The sequence below is a fragment of the Bacillus sp. HMA207 genome (assembly GCF_003402455.1).
Taxonomy (GTDB): Bacteria; Bacillota; Bacilli; order Bacillales; family Bacillaceae_G; genus Bacillus_A; species Bacillus_A cereus.
The window spans coordinates 3,365,416-3,380,839 of record NZ_BEZT01000001.1 but is presented as its reverse complement, the minus strand read 5'-3'; the positions used below and the strand labels follow the sequence as shown (position 1 = coordinate 3,380,839).

Below are 15,424 nucleotides of genomic sequence, written 5' to 3'. Positions count from 1 at the left end.
TAATAAGGAGCACCTCTTTTCACCAACAAAAGGGGGGAACAAGTATGCTTCAATCTAATATGGATGTAAGTTTAGAAAGTTTAGTAAACTCATTACAGGCTACTCGAAGCACGCTATTATCAGAAATTGAAATGTTAAATGACACAGAAGTGAATGTAAAGCCACGCCGTGATAAATGGAGTATTATTCAAATTTTACACCACTTGCATTTAGTTGAACAATCTGTCACGTCTGCCCTTGTATATGCTTTACAAAAAAATGAAAGAAACATGACTCCATTTAAAGACCTCCAACTTACGCTTGATCGCACACATAAACGAGAAGCTCCTCAGCAAATGCAACCAACAGAAACTTTAATGAAAAAACAGCAAGGAATTCAATTACTAGAACATTCACGCCAAGAACTATTACACGCGCTTCATAGTGTTATAGATGAAAAAGATTTATTTGAAAATGGATTAAAGCATCCTGTTTTTAATGATCTGAATTTGTATCAATGGGTTCAATTTCTTGATTTGCATGAACAAAGACATCTTACGCAGTTAAAAGAGGCGAAACATGCAATTTTGCAACGCTAAAGTGGAAGAAGTGGGAAACCACTTCTTTTTTGATACGTGCATAGTTTTCTTTCTTATTTTGGAATACTACATGGAGAAAGAAAAGAAGGAGTTGAAAAAACATGTCTAAGAAGAAGCGAGAAGAAGAGCGCGCCTGGAAAGCACGTAAAGAAAATCAACAACCGCACGGAAAAGTGAAAGCTTTTGCTGAATTAGTTGAAGGAACAGAAAAAACGTGATGAGTATTTCATCACGTTTTTTGTATGAGTGGAAAAGTTAATAAAAAGGTTGTACCGATTCCTTTTTCACTTATAATATCAATTTTTCCATTCATAGCTTGAACAACACTGAATACGACCATCATTCCAAGTCCAGTACCTTTTTCTTTCGTTGAATAAAAGGGCGAACCAAGACGTTTTACTTGTTCTGAATCCATACCGACTCCTGTATCTTTTATATATAACTGAATATGCTTATGAACAGGAACTAATGTGAAATAAAGATCACCGCCTTTTGGCATAGCCTCAATGCAATTTTTTAAAATATTTAATAAACATTGATTTAGTTTTTGCTTTTCTCCAGCGATAAAAAAAGAAGTGCTTTGCTTTATATAATGAGTACGTACATTTGTTAAATTAGCAAGCGGTGTAATTAACGACAATGCATGTAGTAATTCTTCTTCTAACTGTAATGTTTGTTCTTTTTCAATGCTTGGTTTAGCAAAGGTTAAATAATCTGTAAGAACATGATTTGCTTGTTCGATGCCATTAATGGCAATGTCGATATATAATTTTCGTTCCTGCTCAGTGCATGTATCTGATTGTAACAGTTGTAAAAAACCTTTCGTTGAAGTTAATGGATTGCGAATTTCATGAGAGATAGACGCTGCCATTTCACCAATTAAATGAAACTTTTCAGCATTTATAAGTTCGTTTTGGAGACGAACTTGAGTTTGTAATATGTGTAGTAAATATAAAATTAGAATCGTACCAAGCATTGAACATAATTCATACACAATAATATGCGGTATATAATCAGTCTTATTTGTAACCTTTGAAAGGAAGAAGGGTATCCAACTAAATCCGTATGTGAGACTGTAGATAATAGCAAGTGTTATTTTTATACGATTAGAAGTTCGATTGAAAAATTTATATGTTAATAATAGAACAATAAATAGAAGAACAGAACCGATAAGAGATGGGAAAACACCTATCCCACCTAATAATAAGCGATATATGTTTAATACAACTAAGATAGAACCACCAGCAATAGGCCCTCCCGTTAATGTACCGACAATTAATACAATATGGCGCATATCAAATTGAAAACCATTATTTGTTTTTGCTGCAAATGTAATACAGAGTACGGTAGCAAGGCAACAGAGTACAATGAATATAGCTGAATTTAATTTAGGAGAGCGTTTCCCTTTTTGATTCCAAAATAAATGATATACGAGCATTGTAATCAGGATGAATAATATATTTAAAAAGAGATAAATAATAAAGGGTTTCAGTGGGATGCCTCCTCTCTTCTTATATTAAATTAATCATACTATAAAATGAAAGAAATGAAATAATAAATAGCTGAAAAATCAGAAATTTTTACGCTAGTATACAATATGTTACAATAAGCTGTGTCAATGAAAGAAGAAATTCCGTGCACCGCGCGGGAGAGGTTCGCGAACTCCCTCTATAAAAAACTATGGAAACAACAATATCCTTAGGTATTGTTTTGTTTTTTTATTGTGACAGTTCAAGAACGTTCTTTCTTCTTATTTATAGTAGAGAAGGAGAATGAGTGAAATGAAAAAAGAAAAAGCAGTTGTTGTTTTTAGTGGAGGACAAGATAGTACGACATGTTTATTTTGGGCAATAGAGCAGTTTGCAGAGGTAGAAGCTGTAACGTTTAATTACAATCAACGTCATAAGCTAGAAATTGATTGTGCAGCGGAAATTGCAAAAGAACTAGGAATAAAGCATACGGTACTAGATATGAGTCTATTAAATCAACTTGCTCCAAATGCTTTAACGAGAACGGATATGGAGATTACACATGAAGAAGGTGAATTGCCATCGACATTTGTAGATGGACGAAATTTACTCTTCTTATCATTTGCTGCTGTATTAGCAAAACAAGTTGGAGCACGTCATATTGTAACGGGTGTATGTGAAACTGATTTCAGTGGTTATCCAGACTGCCGTGACGTGTTTGTGAAATCGTTAAATGTTACTTTAAATTTATCTATGGATTACCCGTTTGTCATTCACACGCCACTTATGTGGATTGATAAGGCTGAAACATGGAAATTATCAGATGAACTTGGAGCATTTGAGTTTGTTCGAGAAAAAACATTAACATGTTATAACGGAATCATTGGTGATGGTTGCGGTGAATGTCCAGCATGTCAACTTCGTAAAGCAGGATTAGATACGTACCTACAAGAACGCGAAGGAGCGAACAACTAATGGATAACTTTTTTGGATTTCGCATCGTAGAGAATTTGCAAAAAATGGACAAGGATATTCAGCGTAAACAACTCAAATACCATAATAAAAGAGTAATGGTCAGCAAGGAATTTACATTTGATGCAGCACACCATTTACACTGTTATGAAGGGAAATGTAAAAACTTACATGGTCACACATATAAAGTTGTATTTGGAATTAGTGGATATGTAAATGAAATAGGTCTTGCAATTGACTTTGGAGATATAAAAGAAATTTGGAAGAATGAAATAGAAATTTATCTAGATCATCGTTATTTAAACGAAACGTTACCTGCAATGAATACGACTGCTGAAAATATGGTCGTTTGGATTTATGAAAAGATGGCAGAAGCACTAACAAAAGAGAATCGAGTGAACGAATATAAAGGAGCTCGCGTTGAATTTGTTCGTCTATTTGAGACGCCGACTAGTTATGCGGAAGTAAGACGGGAGTGGATGCTTGATGAGTAAAATCCCTGTCTTAGAAATATTCGGTCCGACTATTCAAGGTGAAGGAATGGTTGTAGGGCAAAAGACAATGTTTATCCGTACAGCTGGTTGTGATTATAGCTGTGCTTGGTGTGATTCTGCTTTTACGTGGGATGGATCAGCTAAAGATCAAATTAGACAGATGACACCAGAAGATATTTGGGATGAGCTTGTTGCAATTGGAGGAGAAAATTTTTCTCATGTTACGATTTCAGGTGGAAATCCGGCATTACTGAAAAATATTGAGTTTCTTCTTTCTATATTAAAAGAAAATGGAATGCGAACGGCAATTGAAACGCAAGGGAGTAAATGGCAAGATTGGTTACTTCAAATTGATGAGATAACAATTTCTCCAAAACCACCAAGTTCAACGATGAAAACAGATTTTCAGAGGTTAGATGCTATTATTCAGAAACTAGCAGGAAAAGATATTAGTTTAAAAGTAGTAGTATTCGATGATCATGATTTTGAATATGCAGTTAAGATGCACGAACGTTATCCAAAGGTACCATTTTTCTTACAAGTAGGAAACGATGATACAAAAACAGTGGATGATGCGATGCTTATAAAAAAATTATTAGATAAGTATGAATGGCTGATTGATAAAGCTGTAAATTGTAAAGAGATGAATGATGCAAAAGTATTGCCTCAGCTTCATGCGTTAGTATGGGGAAATAAGCGCGGCGTATAACGAGAAGGGATGTTTAAAATGACAGGAAGATTAGATGAAGATTTAAAAGATGTAACATTACTAGGGAATCAAAATACAAAATATTTATTTGAATATAGCCCAGAAATATTAGAGGTATTTGATAATAATCATCCAAACCGTGATTATTTTGTAAAATTCAATTGTCCTGAATTTACAAGTTTATGCCCGAAAACAGGACAACCAGATTTTGCAACAATTTATATTAGCTATATTCCAGAGCAAAAAATGGTAGAGAGTAAATCTTTAAAGTTGTATTTATTTAGTTTCCGCAATCATGGTGATTTCCATGAAGATTGCATGAACGTTATTATGAACGATTTAATTAAATTAATGGATCCACGTTATATTGAGGTATGGGGGAAATTCACACCACGTGGTGGTATTTCAATTGATCCATACTGCAACTACGGGCGCCCAGGGACGAAGTATGAACAAATGGCTGATTACCGCATGATGAACCACGATCTATATCCGGAAACAATTGATAATCGTTAATAGAAAGAAAGGGCCTGTATAGTATACAGGCCCTTTCTTTCTATTATATTATGCATTTTGATTAATGACAGTATAGTTTTTATGACTTACAACTGTAAGAGGTTCCATATCTAGTTCTCTAAAATTCTTCATAATTGTTATATCAACAATAACAGAGTTTTGATTTACTTTTTGAACACGGCCTTGCATTCCACCTTTAAATTCGATGATATCTCCAGTTTCTGCGATCTGCATAAGCAACTCTCCTTGTTACAGTTTTCCCAAAAAAAGAATAAATTTGGGTTTTTTTATTTCCTCCTATTTTGAACCATATTTCCTACTTTGTAAATGTTTCCAAAGTAAAAATTCGAAAAATATTCACTTTTTGTAAGAAAATATGTAGAAAATCCATGTTTTTTGAAAAAAATAGCAAAAATGCGAGAATCTTTATATCGAGGTATAATGAAAAAGTAGAATAACCTGCTGAAGTGGGAGAAATTAGAGGCGGTAAAATGATGTTTGAATTTGTGGGGAGTGTTATAGCTTTAATTTTATTTTTATTTTCTTATATGCATTTAAAAAAGATTCGTCAATATGATACGAGTACATATTTTGATGGGATGGATGGTATCCATGCTTCGATAACACATGATAATGGTGGGGAGATGTAAAGGTATATAACTTTATTTTCTTGCGTGGTATGATGTTTAGAACTAGTGCATAATAGAGTTCATAAGTGATGAATGGAGAGTGAAAAGAATGAAGATTTCTTTTATTCGTCATGGTCGCTTAGATTGTACTATAGAACCAATGACGGTTACATCCTTTCATGAATGGATAAAAGTATATGACTTACATACTATAACAGAAAAACAACCTATACCATTGGAAACAAGAGAAGCGGTTGAAGTAGCGAAATTGATTGTAACGAGTGATCAAAAGTGTGCTGTACAGTCAGCAGCTGAATTAATGGATTCTTTATGTTTTATACAAAATTCTCTTTTTAGGGAAGTGGCAGTTCCGGCGAGCTTTTATGCGCCAAAATGGTTGAAGTGTAAACTTAACGTATGGATGTGTATTGGACGAGCATTATGGATACTTGGTTACCATAAAAATGTTGAATCTTATAAGGAAGTAAGAGAGAGGGCAAGGCAAGCAGCTTACGTATTACATCGTTATGCTCTCGTACATGGAAGTATTGCTCTTGTAGGTCATAATTATTTTAATTCGATGATTGGAACGGAGCTGAGGGCAATGGGATGGTCTGGTTCGCCTATTTTGCATAGAAAGCCATGGGGATGTACAACATATACGTTTCACGAGGCGATGGATGGAAATATATTAAATACGAATTTAACATAAAAGCACACGATTTATATAAATCGTGTGCTTTCTTTTTAAGATACAGAAATTTTGACGTTTAATGGTTTTACGAGATGAGCATAAGGTTCGCCTACTAGCATAACAATTTCATCTTTTTTATAACCTAACTTTTCGTATAGTGAATAGGCGCGTGTGTTTTCTAAATTAACAAGTAAAGCGATTTTTTCATGTCCTTTTTCAGTTGCATAGATTTCGGCAGCTTCAATTAATTTAGAACCGATACCTTTTCCGCCGTGTGCACTTGAAACTGATAGTGTATCAATGTAATACTCATCAAGCTCAGCTTCTTTTTCTAACGTAATTGATTCATCTTTATGTAATTCTCTTAAGTGATGTACAATTGGTGCGTCAAGCTGTGTTGCTTCACTACCGTGATAAGCGACAATAACTCCAACTGCACTCTCGTCTTGTTCATAGACAAAACAGTTTTCGTAGCTCAGACGGTTATTTTCTTTTGAGAACCATGTCTCAAGTCCTAGTAATACTTCTGCTTCATCTGTGCTACCTGTGATTTTTTCAGCAATTTCATGCAGAGCATTATACAATAAAGGAGCTATTGCCATTGCATCTGTCTTTTTTGCTTTCCGAATCATAGTATCCCTCCTAGTTCTATTTGTATATTGTAGCATAGTGGTATGGAACTTTGCATAATTGAATGCCGAAATGTTTGATATAGAGAAGTAGCTATGTTAGTATATGATATTTAGTGGACATATAGTAAAACGATATTGTTTGCGAAATAACGAAAATAAAATCATGGCATAATAACGAGATAAAGTGAAACGTTAATCAGTAAGATTTTTTGTTCATTCCACGACTGATTAGTAGTCAACACCAATCGCACTACCTGCAAATAGCGGGATAAATTTACAGTTGTTGACCTATAGAATATACGATAAAATAAAATATTGCAGAGAGGTGAAATACATGGATAAAGAATTAGCAAATACAATTTTAGATCAGCTAAAAAATGGTGAAATAAAGGAGTATGTTGTTACGAAAGATGTATTTTATACGTTCAGAGAAGTTGTTGTAAATAGAGAAGACTTTAAGCATTTCATTGGTAACGCACAGCGAGGCGGGCAAGTGATTTATACATATTCAGAAACGCCACGTTCATAAAGGGGAATTTTGATCAGCAGGGCATCTCTCACTGATTAGTAGCCTTTCACCAATCGGACGTTTAATGCGGGATAAATAAAAGATAAAGGAGAGGGGAATTATGGGCGATTTTAAACAAGGCATTTTACCACATTGGGATTATATGTGGAAAGATAGAGCCGGCAATCGATTTATGGGAATGGTTATGTATCCAGAGAAACGAAAATGTTCAGCAAAAATGCTTCAGAAAATAAAAAGAGCATATGAAGAAGCAGTAGAAATTAAAGTAACTGTACAAGTTCGACATACATATCAGTACGTAGAAGGAATGATTGTATACTTTGATGAAGAGGCTCCGGTATGTACAATGATTGATAAAGATGAAAATCCGCATCATATATTTGTAAAAGATATTTTGCGCATTGAGCACTCTGAATAAACTTTTCATAAATAAATTGAAGTTCCATAATAATAATCTTTTTCTATAATAGTTATCTTTTAGTATGTAACGAGAAACGAAAGTATATGTATAATATATTTAATAAGGTAAATTTGATAAATGTAATCGTTTTTTAGAGCAGATTATAGTTTCATATCTGTTCTTTTTTGCGTGATGCTGGAGAAATATATTTCTTCAGCATCTACCGTTTTATGACAAAATATATTGTTAACTTTTTTAAAAATAAGGTTAAATTCGTTGACAACTTTTTTGAAAAGCACTTTATTGACATGAGTTTTAGAATGTTGTTTCATAGTCATTGTATTGAAAAAAAACGGCTATCATGTCGAAAAGTAAAAGTTAAAAAAAGAAAGAATTTATACATATATCTTGTGTCTTATTTTGAAACGTAATACAATATATAGAGAAATCAAGAACAACATATAGAGAATATAGATTTGAGAGGGAGGGTCGGAAATGTTAGTTGCATATGATTCTATGACAGGAAACGTGAAGCGTTTCATTCACAAATTAAATATGCCGGCCGTTCAAATTGATGAAGATCTAGTAATAGATGAAGACTTTATTCTTATTACGTATACAACAGGTTTTGGCAATGTACCAGAACGTGTTTTAGACTTTTTAGAGCGCAATAATGAAAAATTAAAAGGCGTATCTGCAAGCGGCAATCGTAACTGGGGAGACATGTTCGGTGCAAGTGCTGACAAGATTTCTACTAAATATGAAGTGCCTATTGTATCAAAATTTGAGTTATCTGGAACAAATAACGATGTAGAATATTTTAAGGAAAGGGTGCGGGAGATTGCGACACATTGAACTGAATAATGAAATCACGCAAATGCAGGACGGTTTTTATCAGCTTCATAAAGATAAAGAGGCATTAGAAGTCTTTATGGAAGAAGCTAGAGAGAATACCGTTCCTTTTAATAGCGTGGCAGAGCGAATGGAGTATATGAAAGAACATGATTACTATTACAACGTTCTGGACGAGTATAGCTTGGAGGAAGTAGAGGAAGTATATAACATCGCTTATGGTGAAAACTTCGAGTTCCAATCTTATATGGCAGCATCTAAGTTCTACAAAGATTATGCGTTAAAAACGAATGATCAAAAACAATACTTAGAAAGCTATGAAGATCGTGTAGCAATTGTTTCATTATACTTAGGACGCGGTGATGTTTCGAAGGCAAGACAATTCGCAAGCATGATTGTAAAACAAAACTACCAACCAGCGACACCAACCTTTTTAAATGCGGGAAGAAGCAGAAGAGGAGAAATGGTGTCTTGTTTCTTGTTAGAGATGGACGATAGCTTAAATTCGATCGGCTTTAACATTAATACTGCGATGCAATTATCGAAAATCGGCGGGGGAGTAGCTTTAAACTTATCTAAGCTACGCGCACGCGGTGAGCAAATTAAAGGTATCGACAACGCTGCAAGTGGCGTAGTACCTGTTATGAAATTGCTTGAAGATTCGTTTTCATATGCGAATCAGCTTGGCCAACGAAAAGGTGCCGGTGCAGTATATTTAAACATTTTCCATTGGGATATTATTGAATTCCTTGATACAAAAAAAATAAATGCCGATGAGAAGAGCCGTATTCAGTCTCTATCAATCGGAATTATCGTTCCAAGTAAGTTCTTTGAGCTTGCTGAGAAAAACGAACCTTTCCATGTTTTCGCGCCTTATACGGTTTATAAAGAATATGGCAAGCATTTAGATGATATTGACATTGATGAAATGTACGATGAATTAATGAGCAATCCGAAAGTGAAGAAGAAGCCACTAGATATTAGTGCACGTGATATGCTTATTAAAATCGCTATGATTCAGCTTGAGTCTGGTTACCCATACTTAATGTTTAAATCAAATGCAAATAATCAACATCCATTGAAGGATATTGGAACTGTGAAGATGTCGAACTTATGTACAGAAATCTTCCAGCTTCAAGAAACTTCAGAAATAAATGATTACGGTACAGATGACATTATCCGTCGTGATATTAACTGTAACTTAGGATCGTTAAATATCGTAAACGTAATGGAAAATAAAGAAATTCGTGAAGCAGTTCATGCGGGAATGGAAGCTTTAACAGCTGTTTCTGATATGACGATTATTCCGAATGCACCAACTGTGAAAAAAGCAAATGACGAGCTTCATTCAGTTGGACTTGGAGCAATGAACTTACACGGATATTTAGCAAAAAATAAAATCGCTTATGAAAGTGCAGAAGCGAAAGAATTCGCTCGTACATTCTTTATGATGTTAAATTACTACTCTATTGAGAAAAGTATGGAAATCGCTACAGAAAAAGGCGAGACATTTAAGGACTTCGATAAATCTGATTATGCGAATGGCACATACTTCGAAAAGTATGAAACGACAGATTACAGCCCAGTAACTGAAAAAGTTCAGCAACTATTTGAAGGAATTCATATTCCAACAAAAGAAGATTGGACAAGTTTAAAAGAGCAAGTACAGAAGAATGGTTTATACAACTCATATCGTCTTGCCATTGCTCCAACACAATCAATCAGTTACGTTCAAAATGCAACTTCAAGCGTAATGCCGATCGTAAGTCAAATCGAATCAAGAACATATGCGAATGCGACAACATATTATCCAATGCCGTATTTATCAAAAGATACGTTCTGGTACTATAAATCTTCTTACGATATGAATCAGTTTAAATTAATTGATTTAATCGCAGAAATTCAAGAACATATTGACCAAGGAATTAGTACAATTCTTTACGTTAATAGTGATATTTCAACACGTGAATTAGCACGTTACTACATCTATGCACATAAAAAAGGCTTAAAGAGTCTGTATTATACGAGAACACGTAAATTAAGCGTGGAAGAGTGTGTGGCTTGTACCGTTTAATATAAAAAGTGAGACATGATGAGCAGGGTTTTCTGAACCCTGCTCATGCTTAGTTATCATATTTAGAGAAGGGGCGATTTAATGCGTGCGGTAAACTGGAACAAAAAAGAAGATGATTTTAGTTTAATGTTTTGGAAGCAAAACATCGCTCAGTTTTGGACAGAAGAAGAAATTGCGGTTTCGTCTGACAAAAATACTTGGGTGCAATTATCGAAAGAAGAGCAAATTGCTTATAAGCGTGTATTAGGTGGTTTAACACTTTTAGATACGAAACAAGGTGGCGAAGGAATGCCACTTGTACTGGTTCATCTTGAAAATTTACAAGCGAAAAGTGTATTAGCTTTCATGGGAGCTATGGAAGAAGTACATGCGAAAAGTTATAGTCACATTTTCACAACATTAGCTACAGAAGAAGAGATTGATGATATTTTTGACTGGGTAGACAATCATCCGTTACTTGAGAAAAAAGCTGGTATTATTACTAGTTACTATCGTCGTTTATTAAAGCCTGAAGTAACAAAAAAAGAGTTATACATGGCAATGGTAGCAAGTGTGTTCTTAGAAAGTTACTTATTCTATAGCGGATTCTTCTATCCACTTTACTTAGCTGGTCAAGGAAAACTAACAGCAAGTGGTGAGATTATCAACTTGATAATTCGTGATGAGTCAATTCACGGCGTATTCGTCGGTATTTTAGCACAACAAATCTTCGCAGAACTTTCTGCAGAAGAGCAACAAGAAGTGCAAAAAGAAACACAAGATTTATTAATGGAACTATATGAAATTGAAATGGCCTATACAGAAGAAATTTACACTTCTATCGGTCTTGTAGAAGATGTAAATCGTTTCGTTCGTTACAATGCGAATAAAGGGCTTATGAACTTAGGACTTGAGCCGAAGTTTGAAGAAGAAGAAATTAACCCAATCGTTTTAAATGGTTTACGTACAGATACGAAAAACCATGATTTCTTCTCTGTAAAAGGAAATGGTTACGTAAAAGCAACGAACGTTGAAAAGTTAGCTGACGATGACTTCGTGTTTAACTTTTAATATAGGATTATAAAGAAAAACTGTCTTATTCATTGATAAGACAGTTTTTCTTTATAATTTTGTTTACATAACACTATTATTTTTGTATAGCGATTTATATTTGGGAAGTTCTATTCGTTTAACGGATAGAACTTTTTTGTAATTAAATGGGTATTTACAAACCTTTTGTATCGGTGTATTATTTAACTAGTACACCGATACAAAAGGAGGGAAGAAATGAAAATAGAGTTTTCTCCAAATACACCAATTTACATTCAGGTAATGGAATACATAAAAAAAGAGATCGTAACAGGACATTTATTGCCTGGTGATAAAATTCCCTCTGTCCGTGAATTAGCGAGTGAATTACAAGTGAATCCAAATACGATTCAGCGTACATTTCAAGAGCTAGAACGGGATGGAGTTGTTGTCACACGTAGAGGAATGGGACGGTATGTAACGAATGAAGGGGAGAAAATTATGGAGCTGCGAAAAGAGATGGCGAAAGAATTACTTCATTCTTTTATAGATGGAATGGACAATTTAGGTTTTTCAGAAGAAGAAATTCTTACAATTCTTCGTTCTTCATTACATGATAAGAGGGAGGAGAGCCAATGACAGAGCTATTGAAAATAGAAAACTTATGGAAGAGATACGGATTAAAAGCAGTGATCCGTGAATTAAACATAGAGATTACGGAAGGGAAAATCGTTGGGCTTGTTGGAGATAACGGGAGCGGGAAAACGACGTTATTGAAAATGATTGCAGGCTTGCAACACCCTTCTGAAGGTAGTATTACAATAGACGGTAAAAAGGTAGGGTTACAGACGAAAGAAATTGTTTCATTTATGTCCGATAAGCCAATCTTTGATGATTGGATGACTGTAAAAAACGCTGTATTTTTCTATCGAGATTTTTATAAAGACTTCGATATTCAAAAAGCGGTAGATACGATTGCAGAATTTAAAATACCGTTAGAAGAAAAAATTACAGCATTGTCAAAAGGTATGGTTGAGAAGTTGCAGATTATTTTAACGTTTTCTCGAAAAGCGAAGCTATATGTACTGGATGAGCCATTGGGCGGGATTGATCCTCTTTCTAGAGAACATGTATTGGATCTAATTCTACAGTTCTATAGGGAAGATTGTACGATATTAATTTCCACTCACTTAATAAATGAAATTGAAAATATTTTTGATGAAGTGATCTTTTTAAAAGATGGAGAAATGGTTCTATATGAAAATGTAGAAGAAATTCGTTTTCAGAGAGGAAAAGCAGTTCATGAATTGTTTAAGGAGGTGTTTAGTAAGTGAAGTCAGTACTTTCCTATTTATGGAATGTAAATAAGAAAAGATATATTGTTACTTTTTTATTCTTTGTGCTAATTGAAGCTGTGTTATTTTCACAAATGATTGTAAGAAAAAGTGATGCGGCTATCAGTAGACAAGAGGGTATATTTGGAATCATTATGATTATATTTTTCTTTTATATTGTTTATATGTTTATACAAACAATGAAATCATATTCACGCTTACTAACTAATCCAATGTTACGACTTACAGCAATATCTGGGAAACAATATGTAATTTCTATGCTTATTTTCTCATTTATCGCAATGGCTATATGGTATGGGATATGTGGAATTCTTTTCTACGTAAGTTATGTATTAGCTTTTCCTACGACTTCTGTATATGTAGAAGCAAAAGAGATTATGCAAGTAGGCATAATTAATAATTTAATATATACGATAAGCGATTTATTTGAGTTTTTGTTTAGTGTTTTACAAATCATATTGGTAATTACTCTAGTAAAGTTACTTACGAAAAAGAAAAAGGCGCAAAATATACTAATCGTTATTATTTTTCTAGTAATAAATATCGCGATTACTTTAGCGACAACCTTGCTAGGAAAATTAGCTCCAGCTTTCCAAGTATTGCGAAGAGTAGAATATCATAGTGAAAGCAAGAGTCTGTTTATTAATATGTTTCAAGAAAATGGATTTAACATTTTTAATATAAGTTTCATGGTAATGGTTAGTGCTCTAATAATATATGTAATTGCTTATATTATCGATAAAAAACTAGAAGTCTAAAGGAGGAATCAGCATTGGGAAACGTAGTAGTAAAGTTAGAGAATGTTCGAAAAAAGATTGGTGGAACGGAAATTATTCGTGGTTTATCATTTGAGGTTCGTGAAGGAGAAGTATACGGATTCCTTGGACCGAACGGTAGCGGTAAGACGACGACGATCCGTATGATGACAGGTCTTATTTCAATGACAGAGGGCGATATTACAATTTGTGGACATAGTATTCGCTCGGAGCGTGAAAAGGCACTAGAGCAAATTGGAGCGATTGTAGAAAATCCTGAACTATATGATTATATGACAGGAATGCAAAACTTAAAGCATTTTGCGAACATGGCCATTACACCAATTAGTAAAGAGCGCATTGCTGAGATTGTAAAGCTTGTTGAGTTAGAGCATGCGATTCATAAAAAGGTGAAAACATATTCACTTGGTATGAAACAACGTTTAGGAATTGCACAGGCATTACTGCATCAGCCGAAAATCTTAATTTTAGATGAGCCGACAAATGGATTAGATCCAGCTGGTATTCGCCAAATTCGTGATTATTTACAACGTTTAGCGAAAGAAGAGAATATTGCTGTAATCGTATCAAGTCACTTATTGAGTGAAATTGAATTAATGTGTGATCGCGTCGTTATTATTAAACAAGGTGAGTTTGTACAAGAGTACAACTTACATGAAAAAGTGAAACATGATGAGGCAGTCGTTGTAGCGTTTGAAGTAGATGAAGTTCAGAAAGCGAATGAAATCATTAAAGGTAAAGCAAAAGGGAATGTAATTGTAGCATCTGTAACAAAAGACAACATTCCGCAACTTGTAAAAAAACTTGTTCATGCTGATGTGCTTGTATACGGAGTTACTGTTCAAAATAAAACGTTAGAGGATGAGTTCTTAGCGATTACTGGGGGAGTGAAAGCGTAATGTTTAAATTAATTCAAAATGAATTTTTAAAGTTGCATGCGAAAAAAGGTATGTATATTTTAATTGGTGTCATTGCTTTATTGGAGATTTTAGGAGCAGTAGTACTGGCGAAATGGGGTGAAGCTGGTAGTTTAAATGGATCTTACTTAGATTTTGTAAGTTCAGATATCGGCTTAATTATGATATTCGCAACGGTTTTTGGAATTACAACAGCTTCGCGTACAATTACAGATGAATTCCAAAAAGGAACGATTAAACAATTATTAATTCGTCCAAGAAAACGAATGACAGTTTTATTTTCTAAATATATTACAGTGTTATTAACGATGTTATTTATTGTATTTGCTAGTACGTTAATTGCTATGATTATTGGATTAATTGTAATGGACGGTAGTAAAACTGAATTAACGTTAGGAATTGTTTTAAAAACAATATTATATCAGCTGCTATCACCATTTTTCTTTGCAACACTTGCATTTTTCTTAGCAAACGTATTTAGAAAATCTGTATTACCATTAATTATTACGATGTTCCTATTCTTCTTACAAGGTGCAATTAATATGGTATTAATAATGTTTGCAAAAGGTGTAGCGAAGTTTGTAGTATTCAACCATTTGGATTTAAGAGCTTACGATAGCAATAAATTAATCAATGGTGGAATGGAACCAACATTTACAGAATTTACGTTTACAACTTCATTATTACTTGTAGCTGCATACTTTGTTGTGTTACTTGTAGCATCAAGTGCATTATTCCAAAAACGTGACGTATTATAATAAAAGAAATCCCCGCTTGTAAAAACGGGGATTTTTATTACATAAATTTCACTTGGATTGCA

Annotated in this window: 21 protein-coding genes and 1 riboswitch; of the genes, 18 read left to right on the top strand and 3 right to left on the bottom strand. The window is 34.0% G+C overall.

Annotation, left to right across the window (positions count from 1 at the left end):
* Nucleotides 1–44: 44 nt before the first annotated feature.
* Both HMAS_RS17470 and HMAS_RS28120 read left to right on the top strand, forming a co-directional pair.
* Nucleotides 45–578, top strand: coding sequence for a DinB family protein (locus HMAS_RS17470; RefSeq protein ID WP_000941961.1), 534 nt, complete (start codon nucleotides 45–47; stop codon nucleotides 576–578).
* 101 nt (nucleotides 579–679) lie between these two features.
* On the top strand, nucleotides 680–796 hold the full coding sequence (locus HMAS_RS28120; RefSeq protein WP_000038355.1) for a DUF6254 family protein: 117 nt from the start codon (nucleotides 680–682) through the stop codon (nucleotides 794–796).
* A gap of 11 nt (nucleotides 797–807) precedes the next feature.
* Here the strand turns inward: HMAS_RS28120 and kinB are convergent, their stop codons facing one another.
* Nucleotides 808–2,016 (bottom strand): sporulation sensor histidine kinase KinB, encoded by a 1,209-nt coding sequence (gene kinB / locus HMAS_RS17465; protein ID WP_116344938.1) that lies wholly within the window; start codon nucleotides 2,014–2,016, stop codon nucleotides 808–810.
* Nucleotides 2,017–2,222: 206 nt separating this feature from the next.
* Nucleotides 2,223–2,266, top strand: a riboswitch (PreQ1 riboswitch).
* A gap of 93 nt (nucleotides 2,267–2,359) precedes the next feature.
* On the opposite strand from kinB, the gene queC reads away from it, so the two are divergent.
* From queC to queF, 4 genes are read left to right on the top strand one after another with little or no spacing between them, the layout of a single operon-like run.
* Nucleotides 2,360–3,022, top strand: a complete 663-nt coding sequence (queC, locus tag HMAS_RS17460) for a 7-cyano-7-deazaguanine synthase QueC (protein WP_000711595.1) — start codon at nucleotides 2,360–2,362, stop codon at nucleotides 3,020–3,022.
* The gene (gene queD / locus HMAS_RS17455; RefSeq protein WP_000368414.1) at nucleotides 3,022–3,513 is read left to right on the top strand and encodes a 6-carboxytetrahydropterin synthase QueD; all 492 of its coding nucleotides are present in this window, start codon (nucleotides 3,022–3,024) and stop codon (nucleotides 3,511–3,513) included. The genes queC and queD overlap by 1 nt, the downstream gene beginning before the upstream one ends.
* Nucleotides 3,506–4,222 carry a 7-carboxy-7-deazaguanine synthase QueE gene (gene queE / locus HMAS_RS17450; protein WP_000036294.1) on the top strand — a complete coding sequence of 239 codons (717 nt, stop codon included), beginning with the start codon at nucleotides 3,506–3,508 and terminating at the stop codon, nucleotides 4,220–4,222. The genes queD and queE overlap by 8 nt, the downstream gene beginning before the upstream one ends.
* Nucleotides 4,223–4,240: 18 nt before the next feature.
* Entirely contained in the window at nucleotides 4,241–4,738 is a 498-nt protein-coding gene (gene queF, locus HMAS_RS17445) for a preQ(1) synthase (RefSeq protein WP_001986050.1), read from the top strand.
* A gap of 48 nt (nucleotides 4,739–4,786) precedes the next feature.
* Here queF and HMAS_RS17440 read toward each other — a convergent pair whose 3' ends face one another.
* Nucleotides 4,787–4,972, bottom strand: a complete 186-nt coding sequence (locus HMAS_RS17440) for a YkvS family protein (protein WP_001165082.1) — start codon at nucleotides 4,970–4,972, stop codon at nucleotides 4,787–4,789.
* A gap of 233 nt (nucleotides 4,973–5,205) precedes the next feature.
* Between HMAS_RS17440 and HMAS_RS27740 the strand changes: the two genes are divergently transcribed.
* Both HMAS_RS27740 and HMAS_RS17435 read left to right on the top strand, forming a co-directional pair.
* On the top strand, nucleotides 5,206–5,388 hold the full coding sequence (locus HMAS_RS27740) for a hypothetical protein (protein ID WP_002023607.1): 183 nt from the start codon (nucleotides 5,206–5,208) through the stop codon (nucleotides 5,386–5,388).
* 88 nt (nucleotides 5,389–5,476) lie between these two features.
* Nucleotides 5,477–6,079, top strand: a complete 603-nt coding sequence (locus HMAS_RS17435) for a hypothetical protein (RefSeq protein WP_000703105.1) — start codon at nucleotides 5,477–5,479, stop codon at nucleotides 6,077–6,079.
* 35 nt (nucleotides 6,080–6,114) lie between these two features.
* Here the strand turns inward: HMAS_RS17435 and HMAS_RS17430 are convergent, their stop codons facing one another.
* The gene (locus tag HMAS_RS17430; protein ID WP_000619542.1) at nucleotides 6,115–6,693 is read right to left on the bottom strand and encodes a GNAT family N-acetyltransferase; all 579 of its coding nucleotides are present in this window, start codon (nucleotides 6,691–6,693) and stop codon (nucleotides 6,115–6,117) included.
* 334 nt (nucleotides 6,694–7,027) lie between these two features.
* On the opposite strand from HMAS_RS17430, the gene HMAS_RS17425 reads away from it, so the two are divergent.
* The 10 genes from HMAS_RS17425 (at nucleotide 7,028) to HMAS_RS17375 (ending at nucleotide 15,362) form a co-directional block, all read left to right on the top strand.
* Nucleotides 7,028–7,222, top strand: a complete 195-nt coding sequence (locus tag HMAS_RS17425; RefSeq protein ID WP_000356684.1) for a hypothetical protein — start codon at nucleotides 7,028–7,030, stop codon at nucleotides 7,220–7,222.
* A gap of 100 nt (nucleotides 7,223–7,322) precedes the next feature.
* Complete coding sequence (locus HMAS_RS17420) at nucleotides 7,323–7,640, top strand: hypothetical protein (protein ID WP_000502205.1); 318 nt, start codon at nucleotides 7,323–7,325, stop codon at nucleotides 7,638–7,640.
* 477 nt (nucleotides 7,641–8,117) lie between these two features.
* On the top strand, nucleotides 8,118–8,477 hold the full coding sequence (nrdI, locus tag HMAS_RS17410) for a class Ib ribonucleoside-diphosphate reductase assembly flavoprotein NrdI (protein ID WP_000959447.1): 360 nt from the start codon (nucleotides 8,118–8,120) through the stop codon (nucleotides 8,475–8,477).
* Entirely contained in the window at nucleotides 8,464–10,548 is a 2,085-nt protein-coding gene (nrdE, locus tag HMAS_RS17405) for a class 1b ribonucleoside-diphosphate reductase subunit alpha (RefSeq protein WP_001215839.1), read from the top strand. The genes nrdI and nrdE overlap by 14 nt, the downstream gene beginning before the upstream one ends.
* 81 nt (nucleotides 10,549–10,629) lie before the next feature.
* A complete protein-coding gene (gene nrdF, locus HMAS_RS17400; protein WP_001203028.1) occupies nucleotides 10,630–11,598 on the top strand; it encodes a class 1b ribonucleoside-diphosphate reductase subunit beta in 969 nt (322 codons plus the stop codon).
* Nucleotides 11,599–11,814: 216 nt separating this feature from the next.
* Nucleotides 11,815–12,195: a GntR family transcriptional regulator gene (locus HMAS_RS17395; protein ID WP_000687512.1), complete on the top strand. Its 381-nt coding sequence runs from the start codon at nucleotides 11,815–11,817 to the stop codon at nucleotides 12,193–12,195.
* Entirely contained in the window at nucleotides 12,192–12,890 is a 699-nt protein-coding gene (locus HMAS_RS17390; RefSeq protein WP_044306632.1) for an ABC transporter ATP-binding protein, read from the top strand. The genes HMAS_RS17395 and HMAS_RS17390 overlap by 4 nt, the downstream gene beginning before the upstream one ends.
* Complete coding sequence (locus HMAS_RS17385; RefSeq protein ID WP_000843921.1) at nucleotides 12,887–13,669, top strand: hypothetical protein; 783 nt, start codon at nucleotides 12,887–12,889, stop codon at nucleotides 13,667–13,669. Before HMAS_RS17390 ends, HMAS_RS17385 begins: the two co-directional genes overlap by 4 nt.
* A gap of 14 nt (nucleotides 13,670–13,683) precedes the next feature.
* Nucleotides 13,684–14,586, top strand: a complete 903-nt coding sequence (locus tag HMAS_RS17380) for an ABC transporter ATP-binding protein (RefSeq protein ID WP_000528788.1) — start codon at nucleotides 13,684–13,686, stop codon at nucleotides 14,584–14,586.
* Nucleotides 14,586–15,362 carry an ABC transporter permease gene (locus tag HMAS_RS17375; RefSeq protein ID WP_071732554.1) on the top strand — a complete coding sequence of 259 codons (777 nt, stop codon included), beginning with the start codon at nucleotides 14,586–14,588 and terminating at the stop codon, nucleotides 15,360–15,362. The genes HMAS_RS17380 and HMAS_RS17375 overlap by 1 nt, the downstream gene beginning before the upstream one ends.
* The last annotated feature ends 62 nt before the right edge of the window (nucleotides 15,363–15,424 follow it).